Here is a 26,130-nt window from a genome sequence, read left to right on the forward strand (position 1 = left end):
CCATCTGTTTCTTGAAATCATCTGTAAATGTTCGTCTTATTCTTGGCATAGTAGATCCGCTCCTTGTTATGATGTGTTAATTCTACTAGCCCTTAATTTTTCTGTCCAACTAAGTGTAGCCGATCTATTTTACAGTTCGCCAGCTCAAGAAAACAGCGGACTACCATTCTGTCGAGCACAGTGGATATCGTCAGAATGCAAGTCAAAGCCGGATAAGATAAGTCACACCGTTGAGATCTGTCTTCTCGCTAAGGATGTCTAAAGTCTTTGTAACGAGTACGAGGTCATTTCGATCAGATAATTGCCACGCCATAATCTCGTTATTGAAAAGATCCTGAATCGCGGATAGATAAACAAAGCGAACACCTATCCGAATATAGTTCAAGTCGATTCGGATGAACAACAGATTCATGCTTGCTAGAATAACGACGTTTCTTTCGAATGACAGAACGAATACCAAGTTTTCTTCATAATCCGATAAACACGCTTATGGTTGACATGAATCCCTTCGCGTTTCAAAGCAACGGTTATACGCAGATAGCCAAAGTACACATGTAGTCGGTATATGGCCATTATACGTTCTTCTATTAACTGCTCTTGCAACCTGCGAAGATTTGGTTCTGAAATCTTCTTACACCACTTATAATAGACTGCAAGTGATACTTCAGCCAATTGTACGAACCAACCCAGTGGAAATCTCACACTCATCTCCTCGATGATTCCAAACCGATTAGCTTTACTCGTCACTCCCCGTGTAGATTTGGATACCGCTTTTTTAAGTACTCAATTTCCGCCTTAAAATACGCTATTTCTTCTACTATACTTTTGAACTTGGACTTTGGCCGACCTTTACGGGGAGTTTCTTGATTAAAGTGTTGGCCTGACTTATGTAGATTTACCTATACAATTACTTGTGTCATATTCCGAATACCGAGTTGCTTAGCCGCCTCGCGGCATGATATGTCCTCCTCAGATACCAGCCGTACAGCCTCCATTTTTAATTCCTTGGTATAATTGTTATTCGTACGACCCGTTTCCCCCATAAAAAATCCCCTCAGGTTTGCAATGTCTAAGTCCATTTTACCAGATGTCTGTTTTTCGTTGTCTACCATGAGGGGATATTACCAAATCCAGCGGCGAGGACGATAAAAGAAAGGGAAAGGTTCCGATTTTCGAATCTACACGAAGCTGGATCTCCTCAGCTGTTCACAATAACACCGCCTGTAGCATGAATGAATTGTCCGGAAATATACGATGCGTCTTCCGATGCTAGAAATACATACGCGGGAGCGATCTCGCAAGGTTGGCCTGCACGTCCCATCGGATTTTTTTCTCCCCATTTTGCTACTTGAGCGGCAGGAAAGGATGCGGGTATAAGAGGCGTCCATATGCTCCCAGGGACAACGCCGTTTACTCGTATGCCTCTCCTGTGCAACGATTTCGAGAGCGACCGGGTAAAAGCAACGATGGCGCCCTTGGTAGCTGAATAATCGATGAGCTGTTCATTCCCCTCATAGGCAGTGAGGGAGGCGGCATTGATAACGCTGCTTCCCTTTTTCATATGGGGAAGGGCGGCCTTCGTTAAAAAAAATACCGAAAAAATTGGTTCGAAACGTTCTTTCCATCTGTTCGGATATAATACTTTCTAAACTGTTCTGAACATGCTGCTCAGCCGCGTTATTCACGAGAATATCCAGTTTGCCGAATTGTGTGACAGTTTGTTCCGCGATTTGTTTGCAAAAATCTTCTTGGCCAAGATCCCCGGCAATACACAGACATTTACCCCCTTTTTTGCTCGACAACCTGTTTGGTTTCTTTAGCATCTGTATGTTCGTTGAGATAAACAATGACGACATCTGCGCCTTCTTTGGCGAAGGCCACGGCTATGGCTCGTCCTTGGCCGCTGTCTCCTCCGGTAATGATGGCCACTTTATTTTTTAGTTTGCCACTCGGTTTGTAGTTCGGATCGTCATAAATGGGACGCGGGTTCATCAGAGACTCAATACCGGGCTGCTCATCTTGGTGCTGAAGTGGATAAGGAGGTTTGGGCATGGTTACGGAGGTAGGATGTTTTTCGTTTGCCGATGTCATATAATCATGCTCCTTTATTTTTGGAATTGAAAATCCGGATGCGTTATTTTTGCCGTCGGGACATCGATGAGGTAAGGTTTGGAGGTTGATTTCGCTTCATCTAAGGCGATGCGAAGCTCATCATTCGTTTTTGCTCGTTTAGCTACCCATCCAGAAGCTTCTGCAATTTGGACGAAATTCGGGTTCGAGATGTCCGTCCCAAACGGACGGAGATGTTTCATCATCATTTTGTCTTGTTCCATTTGCAGGGTTCCATTATTGAAAACGATGACTGTTATGGGAAGTCCGTAACGTGCGGCTGTAATCAAATCCGCCTGTACCATTCCTAATCCGCCGTCCCCTGTAACACAAACGACTTGCCTGTTCGGAAATGAACATTTTGCTGCCATTGCGGCCGGCAATCCAAACCCCATCGTTCTCCAACGCTCCGACAACACCAAATGATGGGCGGTTCCCCTGAAGTTTCTTAGAAACCATAAGGTAACATCTCCTTCATCCAGCGCAATAATGGCGTCCTTGTCAATGTGTTGTTCAACGACGCTGACGATCAATGCGGGATGAAGTGGTGACGATGAGATGGCGCGTTCTAGTTTATTTTGTTCATTCCAGACTTGTTTACATTGGTTCACGAGTTGCAACCAATGGGGATTTAAACGGTAGTCTGTCATGCCTTCTATAAGTGCTTGGATTATCTCTGCGATATTACCGACGATCCCAACTTGTGATGGAATGACCTCGCCGATAGCTGATATCCGTTCTTCGATATGGATCACTTGCGCATGTTCAGGGACATGATATTCCGGCCACCAAGAGGTACCGATGGCAAGGACGACATCCGCTTGTTTGCATACGTCGCTTGCAAAAAGGATTCCCGCCTTCACCCAAACCGCCGAGCAGGTAAGGGTGAGAACCCGCAATTATCCCCTTTGCTCCATAACTCATAACAATTCCGCATCCCCAGCGATCAGCCAGTTTCCGGATCGCATCACAGGCATGATTTGCTCGATTGCCAGCAAGGATCAAGGGGCGTTTCGCCTTAAGTATAAGATTCGCCGCTTGTTGGAGTTGGCTATGTCCAGCTATTTGATTTGCTATTTGAATCGGTTCACGCGGTTTTGCCCCGCAGGGAAGAGTCCATAGATCGGAAGGGATGGAAAGATGAACGGGAATTGCCTGTTCCATTGCCGTAAACATGGCCTGTGTTAAGGTGTCAACGACTGCATTAGGATGAACGACAATTCGGCTGAACCCGGTAATCGCCTGAACTAGTCCCTGCTGATCAATATACTGCTTATACGCTGTTCCGATCTTGGGGGTAGGCGCTTGACCTGATATGGCCAAGACTGGAACGCGATCTAAGTATGCATCTCCTAGGCCAGTCATTAAATTAGTCAAACCAGGTCCCATTTGCGCGGCGCATACTCCGATTCGACCGGTTAATTTGGCTTCGGCAGACGCCATCATGGCAGCGACAGAGTCATGTTTTACGCCTACCCACTCCAAATCATTCTGGCGAGAGAGACCCTCCATCAAGCCGAAAATGGCATCCCCGATCACCCCGTAAATCCGCTTAACGCCCCACAATTTTAGCAGCTCGATAATCACATCCGCAACCTTTTGAGGCAATGAGGTAGCAGATGTTGAAGTAGAGAATGAGCTGTTTAAGCGCACTTGTTAGGCCGTTTTACCTATGTGTCGGTGCATAGAAGCTGCAGGCTATCTGATGATAGCTTGGAATGGGGAGTTGAATACGGTGTCTATCCAAAAACAATGAGCATGGTTTATAGCGGAATATGAAACAGGCTTAATAAAGCACTGTGGGAAAGGAAGTCTGTGGATCTTAGTATTTTTTACAATGAATAGGGTATAGCCGAGACACGCACATAACTACCTTAATACTATATGTATTGTATCTAGCGAGAGGAGGGCATCTCAAATGAGTGAAATTGGTCATCATCATCGCTTTACTTCTACAGCCATAATATTGGTTCTGTTTATTTTGTTGGTCATTGTACTCTGTGGCAGCTTTTGTTAATTTGATAAAAGGATCTGAGCTCACACAATTCCCCCCATAGGCATTTCACGAGGATCAAATTTACTAATGACGCATCTTCAGCATTGATAAGTTGAATATCCTGTTGTCGAGGGGGCATTAAGGCCAGTTCGAATAAGAGCCGATTCAATGGACGGAGTCGTGGAATTCTACCCTTTGAAGGGGCAACACCGCCTAATTAATTCAGTATAGGAAATAGCCGAGTCAGAATGAAGGTAACATTTATACGATGTAAATGTGCCAAACGAGAGGAGGTTAACGCATATGGGTGAAGTTGTTGGAGGTTTCTCATGTGGATTTGGAGGTTTCACTTCGATTGGTGTAATCTTGGTCTTGTTCATTTTGTTGGTTATCATTTCCCGTTCTTTTATTTTTTAGCATCTAAGTAGATTGATTTCATAGCTCTGTATCTGTACACTGCAAATCTGTTTGGAATACTGGTGTTGTGCCGGCACACTGGTAAGCAAATAAGAGCCGTATGGGCATCCCCCCGGCTCTTATTTCTTTTTCCTAGATGTAATTTTCCATTATCCCCAAAATTCATCCATAGCGGGGTCCTTCGTAAATACAACAGTATTTGGATCGATTCAATCAAATGATTCGCAACGAGCTGCGAAAGATGCAATTTAATTTGATTTACTGATTGTTATCCATTATAATACTTTCAATTATACATGAACGGATCAACGATGTTGATGAAGAGCAAGTACGTATCAGATAATGAGGTTCAGAGAGTCGGTGGATGCTGTGAACCGATCCTCACCTGATGCCGAATGGGCTTCTGAATCGCTCCGCTGAATTGAGTAGGCGTTGCCGGGTTTCTCTCTCCGTTATCATGAGAGGAGTATCGTATTGATGGTTAAACCATCTTGCCGTACTTAAGAGTGAATCGCTAATAGCGATTAAAAAGGTGGTACGACGAAAACCTCGTCCTTTATTGGGCGAGGTTTTTTTATATTACTTGAAAGGGGTGATGGCCATGGATGATGGTTGGTGGATCACAAGATTGCATTTCAGAAATAACATTATGAGGAGGAACATAAGTGAAAGAACGGATTTTGACAGGCGATCGGATTACAGGAAAACTGCACCTTGGCCATTACGTTGGCAGTTTAAAAAATCGTGTGGAGTTGCAAAACCAATACGAAACTTTTTTAATACTTGCAGATGTTCAAGCCCTGACTACTCATTTTGAAAAACCCGAATCAATTAAACAAAACTTGCGCAATGTGGCATTGGACTATTTATCAGCAGGTATTAACCCTGATAGCGCAACAATATTTATTCAGAGTTTGATCCCAGAGATTGCTGAGTTAACCACTTATTTTTCCATGTTTGTTACGGTCAATTCGTTACGTCACAATCCTACTATAAAAGCGGAAGCCACAGAACGTGGATTCCATGATATGTATTACGGATTCCTGGGCTACCCCATAAGCCAGGCGGCTGATATTACCTTTTGTAAGGCGACTTTGGTTCCAGTAGGAGAAGACCAAGTTCCTCATATCGAACAAACAAGGAAAATTGTCCGGCGGTTTAACCAACTTTATAAACCTGTGTTAGTGGAACCAAAACCACTTGTAGGTGATGTTCCACGACTGGTCGGATTAGATGGAAATAATAAAATGAGCAAAAGTCTAGGTAACACGATCAATTTGGACTCCACTCAGGAAGAGGTTAGTGAGAAGCTAAAGAAAGCGACAACTGATCCTGCGCGGATCCATAAAACGGATATCGGACATCCTGAAATTTGCCCAGTCTACGCTTATCATCAAGCATTTCGTAAAGAAGGCTCCGATGAAATTTATGAAAGTTGTAAAAAGGGGCAGATTGGATGTATGGAATGCAAACGAAAGATATCGCAAAGTATCAACCATTTACTTGAACCAATGAGAGAACGGAGAAGAATGTATCAAAACGATCCCACAAAGGTCGATGAAATTCTTATGTCGGGTACAGAAAAAGCACGCCTTGTAGCAAAAGAAACGATGTTAGAGATACGTGAGGCAATGAGTATGAACTATTTCTAAGCTGATTGTTTGTTCTCTTGATAGACTATTCCACTTACGAATTGACTATTACTCCAGGTTATTAACTTTATGATATAAAACCCATGCTAAGATATTGTATAGAAGATAAACAGCCAATTTCCTACATGTTAGGGGAATTGGCTGTTTGCTCAGTTATATCACTCGGATGAAATAGTATACTTAAATAGAACGCTAGTTCACCAATGGGAATATAATCAATACATAACATTATTTGCAGTTGAGTTGGATAAACGAGGTGAGGAATTTAATGTACGTGCATTATCTGATCACCCAGGAACGATTGTAACGAATTTATCTCAGAATTTATCGGATGAAGAAATGCGTTCAAATAGAGCTTTTGAGTAGTTAAATATGATGAAGTATTTACGTCCTCTTACATACACTATCAATAGTGGTTCATTTTTAGTATGTGTCTACTTGCCTAAATATTTTCAAGTTTGTCATGCATAAATATATAATATTATGTATTTATATAGTATAGTGTATATTGACTAGCAACTATTACATATAGAAAGTAGTGTTGGAAATTGAATCTTTTCTTCACGTATTTACTAGCGGGGCTTGCCGTTGCAATGCCTGTAGGTGCCATGACCGTTGAAATGACGAAGCAAGGGATGAAAAAGGGATTTATGCATGGCTGGGCTGTTGGACTAGGTGGGATGACCATTGACTTTTTATTAATCGTTGCCTTATATATGGGCTTGGCTTCCGTGCTTGCCATCCCTATTATTCAAATCCCCATGTGGCTTATCGGAGCATGCTTTTTAATTTATTTAGGCTATGATTCCATCAAAAACTCGGATCAAGGCATTACATTGGCTGGCGATAAACCGAATGCATCATTTTTCAGTTCCTACCGAAATGGACTGCTCGTCGCTATATCGCCAGGTAATCTTGTGTTTTGGATTTCCGTTTTTGGTGCGGTGCTATCTGATTCGTATGATACGACACAACCGGCAAAATTTCTAATCGTAGGTGCAGGAATATTAGCTGGTATCCTCCTCCATGATGTTGGGTTGCTTGCCATTGTGGCTGTCACGAGAAGAGCCATGAGCCGGACTATGATTAAGCGGATGTCTATTATCGCAGGACTGATTTTATTTGGGTTCGCGGGGTATTTCTTATATGAGTTTTTAGTAGCAATTCAAGGAATACTGTAACAAAACCTAGAGCTGTTAGGGTTCTAGGTTTTTTGCTTTTGTATTTAAAAGGTTGTGTTTTACTTCTGAAATGTCGACTCATTGAAGTGAGTATGACTATTTCTCTTGAAGTGTCCTCCTTTTACATGCTTCAGATGGGCGACGATCATGAAGGAAACGATGACAAGCAAAAACCATGAGCTGAATTTTCCCCACTTTACGAGATTCCAGCCGTTCGTCTGATGTGGATAATACCATGCGCCCAAGAAAGTCCCGATGTTTTCAGCCACCCATATAAAAAATCCGATTAAGACGAACGACAGAACAATCGGCATTCTTCGTGTCACGCCTAATACGGTATATTCCACGTAGGTTCTAAAGAAGATGACGAATAGCAAAATCATCAAAACCCAACGCAAATCGTAAATGAAGTGATGAGTCATGAAGTTGAAGTAAATCGCCGCACCTAGCGGAATCGTTAACCAAGCAGAAGGGTATCGATTTACCTTGACCTGCAGTCGTCGCCACGCTTGACATAAGTAACTTGCCACACTTGCGTACATAAATCCGCTATATAGAGGAACACCCAGTATTTTAGACCAACCGTCTTCCGGATAGCCCCATGATCCCATGTGGATTTTAAATATTTCAAGTGCAAGACCGATGAAATGGAACATACAGATTACTTTACATTCATCCATTGTTTCTATCCCAAACCGGATCATTAGAAACTGCGCCAAGATACAAACAAGCAATAGGAAATCATAGCGATGCATGAATGGAATGTCAATGACCTTCGTGAGTGCCAACATCGCGAAAATATAAGCGGGGAACAAGCAGGACATTGCCTGCTGCCAGCCAAAATTGAGGAATGATTTTAGTTTGAAAAAGTTATTCATAGTTATCTCCTACCTTGTGTTCGTGAGAAATGAATTTTGAACAGCTATACGAGGTGTATCATTAGGTATTATCCTATTCAAATACATGCTTTTAGTCAATAAAAAATTATTGTTATACAATAAATATTTATTGCTAAAGTTGATGTGTGTATATATTCGATGTGGTATAAATCTCTCGAAAACAGGGTTCATAAGAGTGAACAGTGGTGGTGAAGTTGTTTCGATGAGGATAAGGAGAGGAAGTCGAATTTTATGAATAGAAAAGAGCGTTAATTTTAACTTCCAACTTAATAGGCCAAATATGGATGCAAACAGAAGTGTTCCGTATTGGGTTATCGTTATGCCCGGTCTTGTTCATAAGGCCACTCCTGCAAAAGAAAGGTACTGCTTCTTTTCTAGATGAGATTGTTCAGGTACTGTTCAGTAAATGATATGAAATAATGAGAAAGCAAAATGCCCCGCTCCCTTCATGAAAAGAAGAGAACGAGGCATCAATGTAATGTCTTAATGAAAATCACGGAACAAACCAATAACTTTGCCCAGAATCGTTACATGCTGTAAGCGAATCGGTTCATAGGTTGGATTCTCAGGCTGCAAGCGGATATGATCCTTCTCACGATAGAAAGTCTTAACCGTTGCTTCATCTTCTTCAGTCATGGCTACCACGATATCACCGTTGTTCGCAGTCTGCTGCTGACGCACGATGACAAAGTCGCCATTATGTATACCAGCCTCAATCATGCTATTACCCATGACCGACAACATGAATACATTCTCGTCATCTCCCACCATATGCATAGGAAGAGGGAAGTAATCTTCAATATTCTCTGTTGCGGTAATTGGCTCGCCTGCAGTTACTTTCCCAACGACCGGCACGCGTGCGAAGGAGCGAGAGAAGTCTGTTGAACGTTCAGATTGATCATGGCTAAGCAGTTCAATAGCACGAGGCTTCGTAGGGTCACGTCGAATGAATCCCTTCTTCTCGAGTCGATCAAGATGACCGTGAACAGTGGAACTGGATGCTAGACCAACGGCTTCGCCTATTTCACGAACAGAAGGCGGATAACCTTTAGCTCGAACTTCATCACGTATAAAATCAAGGATAGCTTGTTGACGACTTGATATTTTAGACAAGGGTATCAACTCCAATGAATACTCTTTTGACAAAATTATACCACAGAACCTCCGTTCGTACAAACATAAGTTCTAAAGATTCTGCAGAAAAAGATTGTGAGAAGTTCGTAAATTACGAGAGAGAAACAAGAGAAAGTTAAATGAGGTTAAATGCTTATTTTTCGATAATATAAAGAGGGGAACGAACGTTCTAAAAAAATATTGACTCAAACGTGTGTTCGTGTTAGATTAAATTATACAAGATAACAGAACAAGTGTTTGGGAGATGAGTCATTTATGATGTATACAACATATCGTTCAATCTATAAGGTGTCGACAACAGCTTCACAACCTATTCAGAAGAAGCGTTTGTTTCCTTTACGTGTTCGATTCATCATGAGCCTGATTGTATTGTTGTTCATTACTTGTGGAAGCATTGTTCAAGCGCTTGGCATGGATGAAAGCCAAACGGAAATTGTAAATGGAGCTGCTGTGGAGCGCGTACTTGTTCAGCCTGGAGATACACTCTGGGGGATTGCATCCTCTTATAAACCAGAACATACGGATACGCGTCAGTTTATATATGAAATCGTTGAGATGAATCAATTGAAAGGTGATATCTTACCGGCAGGAGAAGTATTGCTCGTTCCGATCCGATGAGTCGGGGTCATTGTCGAATTTACGGTTGAGAAGCTTTGCATTCCTATACATAAGAGCAGACGGTTGGAGGCCCGAAGAGGCCTCTTTTTTGCGATATAAAAGCTTTCTTGCTGCTTGCTTGACAAGCTGTTACCTCCATGTCAAAGTAGAACATATGCTTACACACATGGAGGTACCTGATGAATATCGACAAGCTTATTGCACGAATTAATGAATTGGCCCGCAAACATAAGACAGTGGGGCTGAACGATGAGGAAATGGAAGAACGCGCGAAACTGCGCGAGGAATATTTGGTTCTATTCCGCAAGCAGGTACGCAATCAATTAGACACTATTCGCTATGTAGAAGATGAAGAAGGAACAGATAACTCTGGATCGAACGGGATCGTTCATTAAATGAACCTTCATCGATAACGATGGATTCACATTATTCGTTTACTATACAGGGGGTTGCGAATTCATGTCTCGCAGTTGGGAACGTAAAGTCCGTCAAAATAGTGAAAAGTTAAACAAACAGCGAATGAAGCAAGGCAAACCGACGTTCGCTGCTGGCAAGCCTGCGCACGAAGAGTTTAAAGGACGCAGCTTCATTATGCCAATCGCTTTAATCGCCTTCGCCATTATGTATGGATTGTTGGGCGGTATCATTACGGACAATCAATATCCAACTCTATATTGGATCACAATCGTGTGTTACGTCGGATTGGGGATTATATTATTTCTGAGAAGACCATTTCTTCGTGTTGGAGCAGGTGAGGTATCTACGATTCGCTGGAATCGTCTCCGTACTCTGTCTGCAAAGGATATGAAGAAAATTGCGATCCAACCTGGTTATGTTGTTATTGAACACACGGGGAAAGGTGCGAATTGGATTTTCTCGCGAGTGCTGAATCGTTATGATACGAATGCAATGGGGGAACGTCTTCGTTCCTTCGCAAATCAACATAAGATTGAATTCGAAGATACATCGAAGAAAGACTCGAAAAAATAGAGAAATCCGATATAGAGGATTCGTTATCATTGTCGCTGTGATGGGAGAGATGAAACTTGGCTATTCGTGCTGTACTGTTCGACCTGGATGATACTTTGTTATGGGATGAGCGTTGTGTTGAGGAAGCTTTTGCTGCAACTTGTAAATACGCGCAAGATAAGACTGGGGTCAATGTAGAACAATTGGAAGCATTCGTTCGTCAAGCTGCTCGTGAATTGTTTGCCTCTTATGAGACTTATCCTTTCACACAGAATATTGGGATTAATCCCTTTGAAGCGCTGTGGGGGAGATTCGCAGAGGGAGAACATCCTGAATTTCGATTGTTGGAACAGCTTGCGCCGATGTATCGACAATCTGCATGGACACAAGGTCTTCAAGCCGCTGGTCAACCTGATGATGCATTAGGTGCCGAGCTGGCGGAGCGATTTATGAGTGAACGTCGTTCTCGTTCGTATGTGTACGATGAGACTTATGAGGTGCTGCGACAATTGATTGCGCAATATCCACTATTGTTGTTAACGAACGGATCGCCTGATTTGCAGCAGGAGAAGCTGAATGGAGAGCGTGAGCTTCTATCCTATTTCGATCATATCGTTATCTCTGGACATCATCCACAAGGGAAGCCTGATCCAGAGCTGTTCAAGCACACGATGTCATTGCTCGGCATCGAACCGCATGAAGGGATCATGATTGGCGACAAATTAACGACGGATATTCTAGGCGCGCAGAATGTTGGCATGCATCATGCATGGCTGAACCGCAAAGGCGTTGAATTGTCTGGCAATATTCACCCTGAATATACGATTGCAAGCTTGCGTGAAATTGAGCAAATTATTGATGAGATAAATTCGAAGGAATCATAAATCGGCGGGGATGTAATTACTTACTCCGCGTGTATGACAAAGAGGCCTGTGGGATCACAGGCCTTTTTGATATACGGTAATCTTCGCGAGGTGTCGGCAAGATTAGTGTGAGTACCTTAATTTGATTACCCTCCACATGAAACTACAAGGGTGAATGTGACAAATGTCATAGGATCGTCACACAATGTTGCTCATTATAGCCCAATGGAGTCATGAGGAATTGGAGAATGCTGTCTATAATGTGATACGATAAATCTAGGATACAGTTGAGGAGTGAACGACGATTATGTTCAACAATAAGAGTAAATTAATCGTACTAACAATGGCAATAGGAGCAATGCTATTAGCCGGTTGTGGAAATAGCTCGTCAGCAGGTGGCGGTCATGAAGGACATGCAGGTCATGGCTCCAGTGATAAACAGGACAGCAAAAATGAGATGTCAGCAATGATTAAGGTAAACTTGCAAGTGCCGGAAGAAGTCAAAATCAATGAAGCTGTCACCATCTCTGCACAGGTCACACAAGAAGAGAAAGCGGTAGATGATGCAGATAAAGTAGAGTTCGAGTTGTGGCTGGATGGGGCTGACCACGAGAAGATTGAGGGGAAGCTCACGAAAGATGGCACGTATCAGATTGAGAAAACGTTTGATAAGGCTGGTACCTACACGGTCATTTCTCATGTGACTGCTCGTGACATGCACTCGATGCCGAAGAAGCAATTTACTGTAAAATAAGAATCTAAATACATAACAAGAATTTATGCGAAGAAGGGGCAGCCTCAGAAGATCCAAATCGGGATCTTGTGGGGCTGCCCCTCTTAATATCAGTAATGGGACGTTTTTTATCGATTATGATTCCGATGATTCAGGAATTACGCCTGTTGGAAAGTAGGATCCGAATACGGATGCGCGATCCATCCTTCTGTTTCAATGAAGAGTCGAACTGCAACAATTTGACGATTATCCATCAGAGTGAAGTAGTGCGGCTTTTCTTCAGGGACGGAAATTACATCCCCAGCTTCCAATTCAACATCCATATAACCGATGTCGTCGCTTCCCTTAATTATGAAAATACCATTTCCGGCCGTAATAGCTCTTACTTCGTCTTCTGTGTGCGTGTGAACCTGTTCAAATTTCTTTAGCAGCTCTTCGATATTGGGAGTAGCGTCTGATAAAGAAATCAAATCCCACGTACGATAGCCCCGTCTTTCAGCCAAATCACGGATTTCTCCTTCATACGTGTCTAAAATGGCTTGCTTCTCTTCATCGGATAGTACGTACTTATCACGCAAAGATGGGGCAAGTTTGTTCGGATCCCAGTGTTCATACAGCACTCCTTGCGCTGATAGGAAAGAACGAACATTTTCTTCGCCAATTATGATTTCGTTCGTGTTTCGGATACGTACCTGTGCCATTTGCAAAATCCCCCGTTTCCCAATGCGATTTATTTATTTAATTATAGTACAGAGGAAATGTTTGGGCAAGAAACATTTTACGATGACTCATTCATGAGTCTTTTCTAATCGGATCACATCTGCTAAACTAGGGTTTAACGTTTAAGACAGAGGGTGGGCAGAGCGATGAAAACAAGAACGATACAGGAACAACTACAAGAACGCATTCTCATTTTAGACGGTGCAATGGGCACGATGATCCAGCAAGCCGATTTAACGCCACAGGACTTTGGAGGCGAACAATTGGATGGGTGCAATGAGATGTTAGTCCTGACACGTCCAGATGTCATTTCTAGAATACACGAACAATATTTAGAAGCGGGCGCAGACATTTTAGAGACGAATACGTTCGGGGCTACCAGTATCGTGCTTGCCGATTATGATATTGCTGATCAAGCACGTGAGTTGAACGTTGCCGCGGCGAAGCTTGCTGTCGAGGCAGCTGCAAAATACAGCACACCAGAATGGCCGCGTTTCGTTGCCGGTGCTATGGGGCCGACGACGAAGACTTTATCGGTTACCGGCGGGGTAACATTTGATGAGCTAATTGACAGTTATTATGAACAGGCAGTCGCGCTTATTGAAACAGGCGTTCATGCGCTCCTATTGGAGACTTCACAGGATACGTTGAACGTTAAGGCGGGTTCGATCGCGATTCAACGGGCATTCGAGTCTACGGGCATCACGCTGCCGCTCATGATATCGGGGACGATCGAGCCGATGGGGACAACGCTTGCTGGTCAAAATATTGAATCATTCTACATCTCCCTAGAGCATTTAAAGCCAATCTCGATCGGATTAAACTGTGCGACGGGGCCGGAATTCATGCGCGATCACTTGCGTACCCTTGCTTCCATCGCGAACTCTGCGATCAGTTGCTATCCAAATGCAGGGCTTCCCGATGAGAATGGTCACTATCATGAATCACCAGAATCGCTTGCCCGCAAAATCGCAACCTTTGCTGAGCAGGGCTGGCTGAATATTGCAGGGGGATGCTGTGGAACAACACCTGAACATATTCGCGTACTAAGAGAGACATTGCTCGAATATGCTCCACGTACTGCATTCGGCGAACATCCTCCGGCTGTATCCGGGATTGAGACGGTATATGTGGAAGATGAGAGCCGGCCTTATATGGTAGGGGAACGTACGAATGTTCTCGGCTCGCGCAAATTCAAGCGATTGATCGCTGAAGGTAAAATCGAAGAAGCCGCTGAAGTCGCACGTGCACAGGTGAAAAATGGAGCACATGTCATCGATGTGTGCGTTCAGGATCCGGATCGCGACGAAGCTCTTGATATGAAGGAATTTCTGCAGGAAGTTGTAAAGAAGGTTAAGGCACCGCTCGTCATCGATACGACAGATGCCAAGGTATTGGAACTGGCGTTGAAGTATTCACAAGGGAAAGCGATTATTAACTCTGTTAACTTAGAGGACGGACTAGAGAAATTCGACCACGTCGTACCGCTTGTTCATCGTTATGGTGCAACCTTGGTTGTAGGTACGATTGATGAACGTGGTCAAGCGATTACGCGTGGAGATAAACTTGAGGTAGCGAAGAGATCCTTCGACATCCTTGTAAATGATTATGGTATACAGCCTGAAAACATTATCTTCGACCCACTCGTGTTTCCAGTTGGGACGGGCGATGAACAATATATTGGTTCTGCAAAAGAAACAGTGGAAGGGATTCGCCTCATTAAGGAGACCATTCCAAAGGTTCAAACGATTCTAGGAATCAGTAATATCTCGTTCGGTTTGCCTGAGGCTGGGCGTGAAGTATTGAATTCCGTCTTTCTATATGAATGCACGAAGGCTGGATTGGATTACGCGATCGTCAATACGGAGAAGTTGGAACGCTATGCATCCATCCCAGAACATGAACGCAAGCTTGCGGAAGATTTATTGTACGACACAAACGATGATACACTGGCTGCATTCGTAGCTGCGTTCCGCAACCGTAAAGTCGAGAAGAAAGAAAAGACTAGCAACCTGCCGCTTGAAGAGCGGTTAGCTTCATATGTAGTAGAAGGCACGAAGGAAGGTCTTGTTCCTGACTTAACGGAGGCGCTTCAGAAGTACTCGCCGCTTGAGGTCATTAATGGTCCGTTAATGGAAGGGATGGGAGAGGTCGGAAGACTGTTCAATAACAATGAGCTCATCGTTGCGGAAGTGCTCCAAAGTGCAGAAGTCATGAAGGCTTCGGTAAGCTTCTTGGAACCCCATATGGAGAAGAACGAGTCTGCTGTTAAAGGGAAAATTCTACTCGCAACGGTCAAGGGCGATGTGCATGATATCGGCAAAAATCTAGTTGAAATCATCTTATCGAATAATGGATATGAAATCGTCAACCTTGGTATCAAGGTTCCGCCAGATCAATTGATCGAAGCCTATCGCAAGGAGAAGCCAGATGCAATTGGTCTGTCGGGCTTGCTTGTGAAGTCTGCACAGCAGATGGTTATAACCGCACAAGACTTGCGGACAGCTGGAATCGATGTGCCGATTCTTGTTGGCGGAGCGGCATTGACGCGGAAGTTTACCAAGAATCGGATTAGTCCCGAATACGATGGATTAGTTTTATATGCGAAGGATGCCATGGATGGTCTTGATCTTGCCAATAAAATTATGGATTCTTCAGAACGCCAAAATCTAGTGGAAGAACTCCGCGCTCATAAGGAGCGTCTAGCTCGTGAAGCGGAAAATCAATCGAAATTGCCAGAGCTTACACGTGCGGTACGCTCGGACATAAGAGAAGCAGAGGTATACATTCCTCCGGATTTGGAACGTCACGTTCTTCGAGATATTCCAATTCCTCAAGTCATCCCTTATTTGAACTTCCAGATGCTGCTTGGCCATCATTTAGGATTGAAGGGATCTGTGGAACAGCTTCTGAAGAATCGGGATCCAAAGACTGTTGATTTGAAGGAAACCGTTGATCAGATTTTAGTGGAAGAATCACAAGCAGGTGTGCTAAAAGCGAACGCGATGTATCGTTTCTTCCCGGCTCAATCGGAAGGGGATTCTATTCATATATACAATCCGGACAACGTTCAGGAAGTACTGCATACCTTTACCTTCCCGCGTCAGCAGGTTGAACCTTACTTGTGTCTTGCAGACTTCCTCCGTACGAAAGAAAGCGGAGTAATGGATTATGTAGGCTTCTTGGTTGTAACTGCTGGGGACGATGTTCGCGGCAAGGCCGATCAATGGAAGGAGAAGGGGGAATACTTGCGTTCTCATGCGCTTCAATCTGTAGCGTTGGAGCTTGCAGAAGGACTGGCAGAACGAATTCACCATATGATGCGCGAAGTATGGGGCTATCCTGATCCAGAAACGATGACGATGAAGGAGAGATTTGGTGCTAGATACCAAGGCATTCGAGTCTCATTTGGCTATCCAGCTTGTCCAAATCTTGAGGATCAAGAACCATTATTCAAGCTCATGCAGCCTGAGGATATCGGGATCCACTTAACAGAAGGATTTATGATGGAGCCAGAGGCATCTGTATCCGCGATGGTCTTCGCTCATCCGCAAGCGCAATACTTTAACGTGGATAAAGCATAAATAGGGCATAATTCTAATTCATTTTCGATTTATCAACGGAAATGGTAAGTTGTCTATATCAGGGACACCCTCTTATCTACAGATACACAATGAGCTCCGTATTGCCGGTAGGCGTGCGGAGCTTATTATATCTTTGCATAGTTTGGCATACTATTCACGTTAATCATTTATACAACAAATAGTTAACTAGGTTTAAAATAAACATATCACCAATTTAAGATGGATTGATTACTTCAGAAGTAGGAGGTATTACACGAGTATGGATATATACTTCTTGGGAACAGGAGCGGGAATGCCGACGACAAGACGCAATGTAAGTGGTATGGCGCTTCGTCTGTATGAGGAACGCGGATCCTTCTGGATGTTCGACTGCGGAGAGGGAACCCAGCATCAAGTACTGCAATCTCCATTAAAGCTAGGCAAGTGCGAATTTATTTTTATCACCCATTTGCACGGGGATCACATTTTCGGGTTACCGGGACTATTGTCCAGTAGAGCCTATCAAGGTGGAGTTTCTCCACTCACCGTCTTTGGCCCGGTGGGACTGCAACGATTTATACATACAGTGTTCGAATTAAGTGAAACGCATCTGCCTTACGAGCTTCATATTCAGGAGGTGGAGTCTGGAGTCATCTGGGAAGATGAACAATTTGCGGTTACGGCACTGCCTCTTGAACACCGTGTTCTATCCTTGGGTTATCGCGTGCAGCAAAAGGAGAGGCCAGGCAGACTTGATTTGAATCTGTTAAAAGAAAAGAATCTGCCGCCGGGGCCGTTATATGGACAATTGAAACGAGGGCAAGATATTGTGCTGCCATCTGGTGAATTGGTAGAAGCGTCTTCTGTTCTTGGAAGCCCAATTCCCGGTAAGTCAGTGACGATACTTGGCGACACTCGTCCATGTGAGAATGCAATCAAGTTGGCTCAAGGTGTTGATCTGCTTGTGCATGAGGCAACCTTCATGGACGATAAACGTGAAAATGCAAATGAGTTTGGCCACAGTACGGCTCGGCAAGCTGCACAAATCGCAGTATCAGCAGGCGTTAAGAAGCTAACGTTAACCCATTTCAGTTCACGATACAATGATGAACGGATGGAGGAACTGCTGCAGGAGGCGTGCGAATTATTTTCTAATACCGTTCTTGCTGATGAACATACGATCGTTACAACATCTTAATATCACCACAATGCACCGTTAATGGTTCCTCGATACGCTATCCATAACTGGGTTAGTTGGATATGCAATTGCCTAGGCAATTGTATGTTCAGCAACCGTGATGCTAAGGAGGAGTTATGGATGGATACAGCGAGTCATTTGCTGCTTGGGACTTCATTGGCTGGAGCTGCTTGTCTGCACCCTCAGGTTGCGGAGCAGCCGGGATTGTTCTCTGCAATCTTGACCGCCACACTCATTGCTTCACATGCACCTGACTTTGATGCAATTACACGAGTTCGCAGCTATGCTGCCTATTTGTGCCACCATCGGGGCATTACTCATGCGATTCCAGCATGGTTCGTATGGCCAATTGTCATTGGTCTTCCGATCTCATGGTTATTTCAAGTGGGGGACGAGTGGCCGCTCGTTCTGCTGTATACTTGGCTTGCAATCATGGTGCACATTGGCTTGGACTGGCTGAATGCATATGGAGTTCAAGCTGGAAGGCCTTTTTCGCTCAAATGGCTTCATGCTGATGTGTTATGTTTGTTTGATCCTTTCTTATTTGTCGTTCATCTAATAGGGGTGATTAGCTGGTTATGGCTGACGCGAACAGATGCTGCATGGTTATTTATCGGAGGATATGCGGTGACTCTGTTGTATATCGTGTGGCGTTGGAAGGTTCACCAGCGTCTCCTGCATCGATTGCAGGAGCAATTTCCAGGCGGCCTTCATTATCAACTTGTTCCAGAGGTCACTTGGCTTAGCTGGCAGTACGTTGTTGAGTATGAACAGCATTATGAGACAGGTTGGATACGGCACTGCAATCCGTTGCGGTTATCGTCAGCTGTAACTTTTGAGAAACACAGCATATACAACAAAATGTTCATAGACGACCGAGTTATGGAGCCGGCCCTAATGACAGATGGAGTACGGGCATTTCTTGGATTTGCTGAACGAGTGATCGTTCGAACACAGCGCTGGAGCGATGGCTACAAAATCATATGGAATGATGTTCGCTTCTGGCATCGAAGAGGGCTGCCGTTCGGCGTTGAGGTAGAGCTTGATGAGCAGCTTCGAGTAGTTAGAACGAAAGTCGGTTGGAGCAAAAAAGGCTGGGAGCCTCCTTATGTATAACAGAAACGTACAGCTTGAATAGCTGCAACATTCCAACTGAGAATAATATGCAAAGTGAATCTACATTAGGAATGACTGGCTCATCTACAAGAAACGGAGCAATCCGTTTCTTTCTTTTTCATCAAGGTTATGGTACACGTCGTTGGCGATTAACTTGAGATCCAGCAGTCTGATACGAGCGGAAGGGGAAAAGCAGGGGAATAGAAAGGCAATTGTACATAAAAAGTTTCCCGGGAAAGCGCAGAACCTGACAAATAGTCCGGCTTGCAGCTTGTTTGCATCACGCACTGCCTGCAATCGACAGTCTCTGACATCACTCTTCGTCGAAGTGACGCCTTGTTGAGCCGTATATATGCTCTTGCCAGCCTTGAAATGGTTATTTACAATGTAGAAATAAGGTATTTCATTTCCCAAGGCACTTCTATTCGAAACATCTTAGTCGTTGCTGGATACATGGAAGGTGGATCTGCTATGAATACACTTGGATTTACGATCGTAGGCTTCGGAAATATCGCTAAGACGCATATGATTGCACTGCGTACGATGCCGATTATCAAGCAGCTTCCCGTTACACCGGTATTGAATACACTCGTTACCCGTCGACCTGAACAGACGTTGGATCAGGCACGCCAAATTGGCTTTGTACATGTTACTTCCTCCTTGGAAGAAGCTTTGCAATACGATGGAGCGGAAGCAATTAGCATTTGCACGCCAAATGCGCTCCATGCTGAGCAAGTCCGTATGGCGGTTCAATATAATCAAGCCATCTATTGCGAGAAGCCAGTAACAGAAAGTGCCGCTTCTACCGCGCAATTGCTGAAGGATGTCCCTTCAACACTGACACAGCAGCTTGCATTTGTCTATCGTTATCATCCGGCAGTTATGCGGATAAAGGCATGGCTGGAAGAAGGGATTATCGGCGATGTGCTTCAGTGCAGACTGGCATATTTGCGTTCAGGATATTTAAGTGATGCCAGGCCTTACAGTTGGCGGGTAGACAACTCGTTATCTGGAGGAGGAGCTATTACGGATATCGGTGTTCATGCACTTGATTTACTCCGTCATTGGTTTGGTGAAATGAAGAGTGTGGATGGCAATACCGAAACATTTATTAAGAGCCGTAGAGCAGGAAACGGAACGGACGAACGGTTGGCTGTTCATGTAGATGATTGGGCACTTATGAATTATGTAACAGAGCAAGGCATTCAAGGAATCGTGGAAGTATCCCGTATTGCATTAGGTGAGGATGCGTTCCGTGTGCACATTGTTGGAACGAAGGGCAGCATCACTTGCGATTTGGAAACCGATAAGAAACCGCAGCTGCATCTAGTCAGCGGTCGTCATGGGGCGACACCAGAACCAGAATCACTTGCACTGCTTCCTGATGAGAAGGCAACAATGGGCATATTCCAGGACAGTCATTTCGCTGCGCTGCATCACTTTATTTTGCGCCACTGCGGGGATGAACGTTGGGATAACTTGGCTCCAACACTTGAAGATGGGCTTGTCGTAGAACGCTTGGTAGATCAAGTGATTCACGCCTCACAAGCACGGAAGCAGCGGTAAACATTCAGAAGTACACAGAATGTAGGCGCAAGATATTCAATCCCAACACGCCAAGCATGGCTCCCGCCCCTCTACATGGGAATAGCGGGAGTTGTTCTATTTCATCGCGTCTGTTCTATGTATCGGAACACTCACTAGCGGCGGGAGTTCTCTACAATCAATAGGAAACGAATAGGAATCGCCCTTGGATTTGATAAGGGGCTCTGTCCTTTTGGCTCGGAATTGCGTATACTAGCATTGATTCAACTGTATGGGCTTTGATGCTATGGATATCAGGGCAGCAATCTGTGGGGGACTCCAGACAGGTTTTGATTTTGAATCCAATATGTGCTGGGGGATTTTCAGATTCTCTATTCGATGATTTGATGAGTACTTCCCATTAGATGGTGGAACGATTGTTCTTGCAGGTAGGTTGCTATTTTCCACAGCATGCTGCAGGCATGTGTTAGGCAAGGAAGGAACGTGTATAGAAATGATGACAGAAAAATCGCGCAACAGCATATATGCGCTTATCGATTTAGATGGAACCATGTATCATGGGACTTCTCCGATTGAAGGAGCGGACAAGCTAATAGAGGAGCTTGGCCAACTTAGAGTTCCTTATCTGTTCGTAACAAACAATTCAACGCGCACGCCGGAAGAAGTGGCAAATCACTTGCAGCAATTTGGTATTTCTGCGGGTGCTCAAGATGTTCTCACCTCTGCTCAAGCGGCTGCATCGTATATTCAGAAGAGATTTTCGGATAAAATGGTATTCATGATAGGCGAGCTTGGCTTGCAGCAGGCGCTGGAGGATACCGGAATATCGTGGACGGATCAAGTAGATGATGTGTGGAATTCTGAGATTGGAGTTGTCGTTCAGGGCTTGGATCGGAGCTTGACTTATGCCAAATTGGAGGCAGCTGCTTGTGCCCTACGTGGGGGAGCCGTATCCATCTTGACTAATCCAGATGTTATGCTGCCATCAGATCGTGGATTTTCCCCTGGAGCAGGTACAATAGGTGCCGCTCTCCAATCCGCTTCTAGTGTGGAACCTATTATTATCGGGAAACCAAGTGAAATTATTATGGATGAAGCAATGAATAGGCTTGGGTGTACGGCACAGGACGTTATCGTTATTGGAGACAATATGATGACTGATATTCTTGCTGGAGCGAATGCAGGATGCCGCACAGCACTTACCTATACAGGAGTAACGACGCCTGACAATTATGATTCATTTTGTGCTCGTGCCGGTGTGGAGCCAAACATGGTGTTTCATAACATGAAGCAAGTACGTGAATGGTTCATTAAGGAAATGCTATAATGTATATCTTGGAATGTGAATGATTTAATTAATAACATAAAATACAAGGCGATCATGAAAGTGATTAGGAAGGAAGATGCAAGGTGCCGGAAATTCCAGAAATGGAACGCTACCGCAAACAGCTGGATCAGTTGATTACTGGAGAACGCATTCGCAGCCTTCATGTACAGCGTGAATCTTGGTTGAATACGGATCTCCATAGCTTGACAAATGGCTTGGTTGGAAGACAAATTCTGTATATTGAACGCAAAGGGACAGATTTAATATTGCATCTTGATGATGGCCGTAGGCTTGTTCTTCATGTAGGAACCGGTAGTCGTATGGAAGCAGTTTCTACCCTTCAAGCAGTTGCTCAAGGAGCATCAGGACATATAGAACCAGATGAAGAACAACAACTTGATGTCTCCCATGCACAATTCGCAATTACTACCGATCATGCACAGATGTACATTCATGGTGCACGAAGCTGCCAGATTATGTGGTTAACAGCGAAGCAGGTGGAGGAAATGCATCTCGAGATGGGGCCAGACCCATTATCTCGCTATTTGACAGCAGAGCGCTTCGCTCAGCGGTTCGCTAAGCGTCGTACGACTTTGAAGTCCGCATTGACCAATCCGAACATTATCGCTGGGATAGGAAGTCAGTTGGCGGATGATATCGCATTTGCTGCTGGACTGCTCCCAACTGTACGTACGGAGAAGCTTGAATCAGAACATTGGAATCGTGTGTTTTACGCGATGCTTGATGTGTTGCATATTGAAATTGAGCAAGATGGTTTAGTGAATACGCAGACACAACAGCACCAGCCCGAAACAGGGGAAACAACGGGCATAACCATTCATGGCAAGACAGGAGAACCTTGTCCGAAATGCGGCACAGCGATTGAAGTCACGATGATTCAACGTCGTCCTGCGAACTTCTGTCCACATTGCCAGATTGATCCTGCAGCGGATGGCTCCGAACAAGAATGAATCCCGCCATGCTGCGCGCGCATTTGGTTGTCATTTGCCATTACGGGGAGGATATGCGCACGCAGCGCGATTGGCAGTTCAACTGCAGCAGGAAGCAGGAGTTCGAAGTTATCAGTTTTTTAGCAAAAATCCGCGAGGCTTATCGATCAAAAGCGGATATGAGGCCGATGCTCAGACTGCGCGTGAAATCTGTTCAGAGCATGGCATCCAGTCCATTGCTCATACGCCATATCCGACAAATTTAGCTGTGGATGCAAGCCGTTCACCTGAGAAGTTTCAGCTTACGGTTCAGTCATTACTGAACGATCTTATGATTGCAGAGGCTTGTGGAGCGGTAGGGATTGTCGTACATTTTGGTTCGTATAAGGGGATCTCAAGTACACCCGCCACAGATGCGGAGAAGCTGAGTTGCTACGAAAATATTATTGTTACACTGAACACTGTTCTTTCCGTATGGAGTGGTCGATCTAAGCTGCTGATTGAGAATCAGGCCGGGAATCACGGTGGGTTAGGTGCTACGTTGGAAGAATTGGTGAGTATCCGACAATTCAGTCAATATCCCGATAAGATCGGTTTTTGCTTCGATACCTGTCATGCGTACGCAAGTGGCTTGTGGAACCCCTCTGCAACGAATGAACTTCTCATGGCGGGGAACCAGCATGACTTTTGGAAACATGTGCATGCAGTTCATTTGAATGACTCTCGCGAGCCCTATCGTTCCAAGCAAGATCGTCATGCAAATTTGGGGCAAGGGTATATTGGAATTGACGGATTTACGGAGCTCCTCAGAGCGAAGGAATTGGAGCGAAGCATGTTCGTGCTGGAGACGCCAGGCGATGCTTCTGGAGGGCATATGCGGGAATGGAAGCTTATCCAGGATATTTTGCAGTAGGCCAATCATTGTACGGTAGTTATGCTGCTGTTTGTTATCAATGGGCATCGGATAGGTAAGGAAGTGATAATGATGATACATGTGTACTTGGATGATTACCGTCGCTGTCCAGAAGGCTTCGTGCTTGCTCGCAATGCGGAAGAGTGCCTTCTGCTATTGGAACATGAACAAGTGGGGATCCTGTCCTTGGATCATGATTTGGGTGAAGATGAGCGAACGGGAACGGAACTAGTTCGAGAAATGGTTGTACGTGGCTTATATCCGCAGACTGCGATTTATTTGCATACGTCGAGTATGATTGGTAGAAAGCGAATGTTCGAGATGCTCTATGCGAATAAACCTGAGCATGTTGAACTGATTAATGGGCCGATGCCAGAGTCTTTGCTGATGCGGATACGAGGAAATAAGGTATGATTGAAATTTCGGAATTACAGCTGAAGGCAGCACAGGTGCAATCACAGAGCTTGTCTGCTGTAGAGCTGTTTTTTAGGCAATGGGATGCAGTATTCATACATAGTCCTTTTTGTGGGACTTGCCAGTTAGCATCTCGGATGCTGAACATTGTAGAAGTAACGAATCCGAAGTTGGAAATAGCGGCGGTCAATGTCAGCTCTATTCCTGTATGGGTGAACGCATTACGAATTGAAAGTGTCCCTTGTCTGCTTGTATGGGATCATCGAGAAGGCATGGGCAGCGTTGACAAGATATATGCCTTTCATTCTGTATCTTACATTTATGAACGTTTGAATCCTAGGAGAGAAGAGGAGACCTCTTCATAAATTTAATCCTAATGTGAGTAAGGAGCAGCTCGTAACTCAAACATTCAGTAGAGAATATTTGAATGTCCTTATAGGGCTGTTCTTCATACAAGGATTATGCTGGTTAATGGCCGGACGCAGAATGATCTGATACACCTGATTGGGTGTCCCGTGTTGATTGTCTTAAGCAAGGAAATGTTCCGAATCGTGTAGTTTCGGCAGATAATTAATGACGTAAATAGATTACAATTGGTTAACATAATGAAATGGAAACAGCTGAAGCAAGTTAAGTTGCTTAGCATTTGGAGGTTGCACTGCTTGGAATTATTACATCCGCTACAATTAGACACAAATTATGAATATGGATCACACTGGATCGTCACGTCCAATCATGGCTATATTGCCTACGCGCAGGAAGAGTGGCGAAGAAGGTTCGGTCAGTTGAAGAGTCGAATGATGGTTTCTGGTGAAATTGCACTAATGGAATTGCCTATTGATCGCAACGAGGTATTCCAAGCGATGGAGTCTGAGCCGACGATGTTCATTCGCTATTTGCAACCGGTTGACATTGCATTCGATATTCAAGCATTGCAGACTGACACAGTTCAATCATTTGACAGTTTGCTTACTCATTTGATTCATGATCTAGAAGGTCCTATAGAGGGCATGCGACTAGGCGTCCATGTTCGTTCCAGCGCATCGGGTGATTCACTCGACAAGGAACTTCGAGATGCGCTGCGTGCTGCTGTTGAGCGTACTGGAGCGTCTGTCGCGATCCAAGATCCCGAGCGAATTGTATCCTTATTTATTCATGATGGCGTTGGCTATGCAGGCCTCATGACAACAGCTGAAGCGGGTTCAGATTGGCCAGGAGGTACGGTACGCTTCCGCAAGGAAGAGGGGCAGGTATCTCGAGCAAAGTTCAAACTTCTTGAGGCGGAACGGACTTTCGGTTTGGACTTTACGGCTTATCGGAATGCCCTTGATATTGGAGCTGCGCCAGGAGGTTGGACAAGTCTTCTTCTGGAGCGAGGCGTACAAGTTACTGCAGTCGATCCTGCTGCAATGCATCCAAGCTTGATTGATCATCCGAACTTGACTTACTATAAGAGCAATGCAGGGGACGTGGCTTTGGAACCTGGAGAATTCGATTTGCTCGTATGCGACATGAGCTGGAGCCCTAAAGTTACAGCGCAGCTTGTTATTGGCTTATTGGATTCGGTTATGCAAGGCGGTACTGTCATTGTGACTGTAAAGCTGATGCACAAAAAACCGCTGCAGACAATACGGGAAGTGAAGGAAATGTTCCTTGAGCATCTTCACATTATTCGCGCGAAACAATTGTTCCATAATCGCGATGAAATCACTCTGTACATGATGAAGATGTAGCGTATGCTGCGGTGTACTGGCATTGCCTGATTGGGAAGTTTAGTATTCTTTAGAAAAAAGACTAGACATATACTTCCGAA

General features: G+C 44.5%; 25 protein-coding genes, 1 pseudogene and 1 other annotated feature. Of the genes and pseudogenes, 18 read left to right on the top strand and 8 right to left on the bottom strand.

Annotated features, from left to right (window positions below):
* Positions 1-417: 417 nt before the first annotated feature.
* The 5 genes and pseudogenes from M3661_RS11405 to M3661_RS11425 form a co-directional block, all read right to left on the bottom strand.
* Complete coding sequence (locus tag M3661_RS11405; protein ID WP_065294305.1) at positions 418-702, bottom strand: IS3 family transposase; 285 nt, start codon at positions 700-702, stop codon at positions 418-420.
* A gap of 197 nt (positions 703-899) precedes the next feature.
* Positions 900-1,043: a transposase gene (locus tag M3661_RS11410; protein ID WP_251484949.1), complete on the bottom strand. Its 144-nt coding sequence runs from the start codon at positions 1,041-1,043 to the stop codon at positions 900-902.
* Positions 1,044-1,198: 155 nt separating this feature from the next.
* Positions 1,199-2,091: pseudogene (locus tag M3661_RS11415) on the bottom strand (SDR family oxidoreductase).
* 14 nt (positions 2,092-2,105) lie between these two features.
* Positions 2,106-2,972 (bottom strand): thiamine pyrophosphate-binding protein, encoded by an 867-nt coding sequence (locus M3661_RS11420; RefSeq protein ID WP_251485656.1) that lies wholly within the window; start codon positions 2,970-2,972, stop codon positions 2,106-2,108.
* Positions 2,875-3,696 (bottom strand): thiamine pyrophosphate-binding protein, encoded by an 822-nt coding sequence (locus M3661_RS11425; protein ID WP_251484953.1) that lies wholly within the window; start codon positions 3,694-3,696, stop codon positions 2,875-2,877. The genes M3661_RS11420 and M3661_RS11425 overlap by 98 nt, the downstream gene beginning before the upstream one ends.
* A 712-nt stretch (positions 3,697-4,408) precedes the next feature.
* On the opposite strand from M3661_RS11425, the gene M3661_RS11430 reads away from it, so the two are divergent.
* The 3 genes from M3661_RS11430 (at position 4,409) to M3661_RS11440 (ending at position 7,355) form a co-directional block, all read left to right on the top strand.
* Complete coding sequence (locus M3661_RS11430; protein WP_028533055.1) at positions 4,409-4,522, top strand: hypothetical protein; 114 nt, start codon at positions 4,409-4,411, stop codon at positions 4,520-4,522.
* A 305-nt stretch (positions 4,523-4,827) separates the two neighbouring features.
* Positions 4,828-5,082, top strand: a binding site (T-box leader).
* 105 nt (positions 5,083-5,187) lie between these two features.
* Complete coding sequence (gene trpS, locus M3661_RS11435) at positions 5,188-6,174, top strand: tryptophan--tRNA ligase (RefSeq protein WP_251484963.1); 987 nt, start codon at positions 5,188-5,190, stop codon at positions 6,172-6,174.
* A 548-nt stretch (positions 6,175-6,722) separates the two neighbouring features.
* The gene (locus M3661_RS11440) at positions 6,723-7,355 is read left to right on the top strand and encodes a LysE family translocator (RefSeq protein WP_251484970.1); all 633 of its coding nucleotides are present in this window, start codon (positions 6,723-6,725) and stop codon (positions 7,353-7,355) included.
* A 59-nt stretch (positions 7,356-7,414) separates the two neighbouring features.
* Here M3661_RS11440 and M3661_RS11445 read toward each other — a convergent pair whose 3' ends face one another.
* Both M3661_RS11445 and lexA read right to left on the bottom strand, forming a co-directional pair.
* The gene (locus tag M3661_RS11445) at positions 7,415-8,233 is read right to left on the bottom strand and encodes a DUF817 domain-containing protein (protein ID WP_251484972.1); all 819 of its coding nucleotides are present in this window, start codon (positions 8,231-8,233) and stop codon (positions 7,415-7,417) included.
* A gap of 504 nt (positions 8,234-8,737) precedes the next feature.
* Positions 8,738-9,367 (bottom strand): transcriptional repressor LexA, encoded by a 630-nt coding sequence (gene lexA / locus M3661_RS11450; protein ID WP_021253918.1) that lies wholly within the window; start codon positions 9,365-9,367, stop codon positions 8,738-8,740.
* Positions 9,368-9,643: 276 nt separating this feature from the next.
* On the opposite strand from lexA, the gene M3661_RS11455 reads away from it, so the two are divergent.
* The 5 genes from M3661_RS11455 to M3661_RS11475 all read left to right on the top strand — a co-directional run bounded on the left by M3661_RS11455 (position 9,644) and on the right by M3661_RS11475 (position 12,592).
* Positions 9,644-10,006 (top strand): LysM peptidoglycan-binding domain-containing protein, encoded by a 363-nt coding sequence (locus M3661_RS11455; RefSeq protein WP_065291697.1) that lies wholly within the window; start codon positions 9,644-9,646, stop codon positions 10,004-10,006.
* Between the two features lie 179 nt (positions 10,007-10,185).
* Positions 10,186-10,401 (top strand): DUF896 domain-containing protein, encoded by a 216-nt coding sequence (locus M3661_RS11460; protein ID WP_251484975.1) that lies wholly within the window; start codon positions 10,186-10,188, stop codon positions 10,399-10,401.
* A 64-nt stretch (positions 10,402-10,465) separates the two neighbouring features.
* Positions 10,466-10,996, top strand: coding sequence for a hypothetical protein (locus tag M3661_RS11465; protein WP_021253915.1), 531 nt, complete (start codon positions 10,466-10,468; stop codon positions 10,994-10,996).
* A 56-nt stretch (positions 10,997-11,052) separates the two neighbouring features.
* On the top strand, positions 11,053-11,859 hold the full coding sequence (locus tag M3661_RS11470; protein ID WP_065291696.1) for an HAD family hydrolase: 807 nt from the start codon (positions 11,053-11,055) through the stop codon (positions 11,857-11,859).
* Between the two features lie 286 nt (positions 11,860-12,145).
* Positions 12,146-12,592, top strand: a complete 447-nt coding sequence (locus M3661_RS11475) for a FixH family protein (RefSeq protein ID WP_251484979.1) — start codon at positions 12,146-12,148, stop codon at positions 12,590-12,592.
* Positions 12,593-12,729: 137 nt separating this feature from the next.
* Here the strand turns inward: M3661_RS11475 and M3661_RS11480 are convergent, their stop codons facing one another.
* The gene (locus M3661_RS11480) at positions 12,730-13,272 is read right to left on the bottom strand and encodes a 1,2-dihydroxy-3-keto-5-methylthiopentene dioxygenase (RefSeq protein ID WP_072728383.1); all 543 of its coding nucleotides are present in this window, start codon (positions 13,270-13,272) and stop codon (positions 12,730-12,732) included.
* A 165-nt stretch (positions 13,273-13,437) separates the two neighbouring features.
* Here M3661_RS11480 and metH point away from each other — a divergent pair, with 165 nt between their 5' ends.
* The 10 genes from metH to M3661_RS11530 all read left to right on the top strand — a co-directional run bounded on the left by metH (position 13,438) and on the right by M3661_RS11530 (position 26,050).
* Positions 13,438-16,875, top strand: a complete 3,438-nt coding sequence (metH, locus tag M3661_RS11485) for a methionine synthase (RefSeq protein WP_251484982.1) — start codon at positions 13,438-13,440, stop codon at positions 16,873-16,875.
* A 259-nt stretch (positions 16,876-17,134) separates the two neighbouring features.
* Entirely contained in the window at positions 17,135-18,052 is a 918-nt protein-coding gene (gene rnz / locus M3661_RS11490) for a ribonuclease Z (RefSeq protein WP_251484985.1), read from the top strand.
* A gap of 120 nt (positions 18,053-18,172) precedes the next feature.
* On the top strand, positions 18,173-19,168 hold the full coding sequence (locus M3661_RS11495) for a metal-dependent hydrolase (protein WP_251484988.1): 996 nt from the start codon (positions 18,173-18,175) through the stop codon (positions 19,166-19,168).
* A 471-nt stretch (positions 19,169-19,639) separates the two neighbouring features.
* Positions 19,640-20,734 (top strand): Gfo/Idh/MocA family protein, encoded by a 1,095-nt coding sequence (locus tag M3661_RS11500; RefSeq protein ID WP_065291690.1) that lies wholly within the window; start codon positions 19,640-19,642, stop codon positions 20,732-20,734.
* A gap of 472 nt (positions 20,735-21,206) precedes the next feature.
* The gene (locus M3661_RS11505; protein ID WP_311279559.1) at positions 21,207-22,040 is read left to right on the top strand and encodes an HAD-IIA family hydrolase; all 834 of its coding nucleotides are present in this window, start codon (positions 21,207-21,209) and stop codon (positions 22,038-22,040) included.
* An 83-nt stretch (positions 22,041-22,123) separates the two neighbouring features.
* A complete protein-coding gene (locus M3661_RS11510) occupies positions 22,124-23,011 on the top strand; it encodes a DNA-formamidopyrimidine glycosylase family protein (RefSeq protein WP_072728389.1) in 888 nt (295 codons plus the stop codon).
* A complete protein-coding gene (locus tag M3661_RS11515) occupies positions 22,992-23,903 on the top strand; it encodes a deoxyribonuclease IV (RefSeq protein ID WP_251484991.1) in 912 nt (303 codons plus the stop codon). Before M3661_RS11510 ends, M3661_RS11515 begins: the two co-directional genes overlap by 20 nt.
* 72 nt (positions 23,904-23,975) lie before the next feature.
* Positions 23,976-24,317, top strand: a complete 342-nt coding sequence (locus tag M3661_RS11520; RefSeq protein WP_065291686.1) for a cyclic-phosphate processing receiver domain-containing protein — start codon at positions 23,976-23,978, stop codon at positions 24,315-24,317.
* Positions 24,314-24,682 carry a thioredoxin family protein gene (locus tag M3661_RS11525; protein ID WP_251485004.1) on the top strand — a complete coding sequence of 123 codons (369 nt, stop codon included), beginning with the start codon at positions 24,314-24,316 and terminating at the stop codon, positions 24,680-24,682. The genes M3661_RS11520 and M3661_RS11525 overlap by 4 nt, the downstream gene beginning before the upstream one ends.
* A gap of 297 nt (positions 24,683-24,979) precedes the next feature.
* On the top strand, positions 24,980-26,050 hold the full coding sequence (locus tag M3661_RS11530) for an SAM-dependent methyltransferase (protein ID WP_065291685.1): 1,071 nt from the start codon (positions 24,980-24,982) through the stop codon (positions 26,048-26,050).
* The last annotated feature ends 80 nt before the right edge of the window (positions 26,051-26,130 follow it).

Origin of the sequence: Paenibacillus sp. MER 180 (genome assembly GCF_023713665.1) — a bacterium.
GTDB classification, from domain to species: Bacteria; Bacillota; Bacilli; order Paenibacillales; family Paenibacillaceae; genus Paenibacillus_B; species Paenibacillus_B suaedae.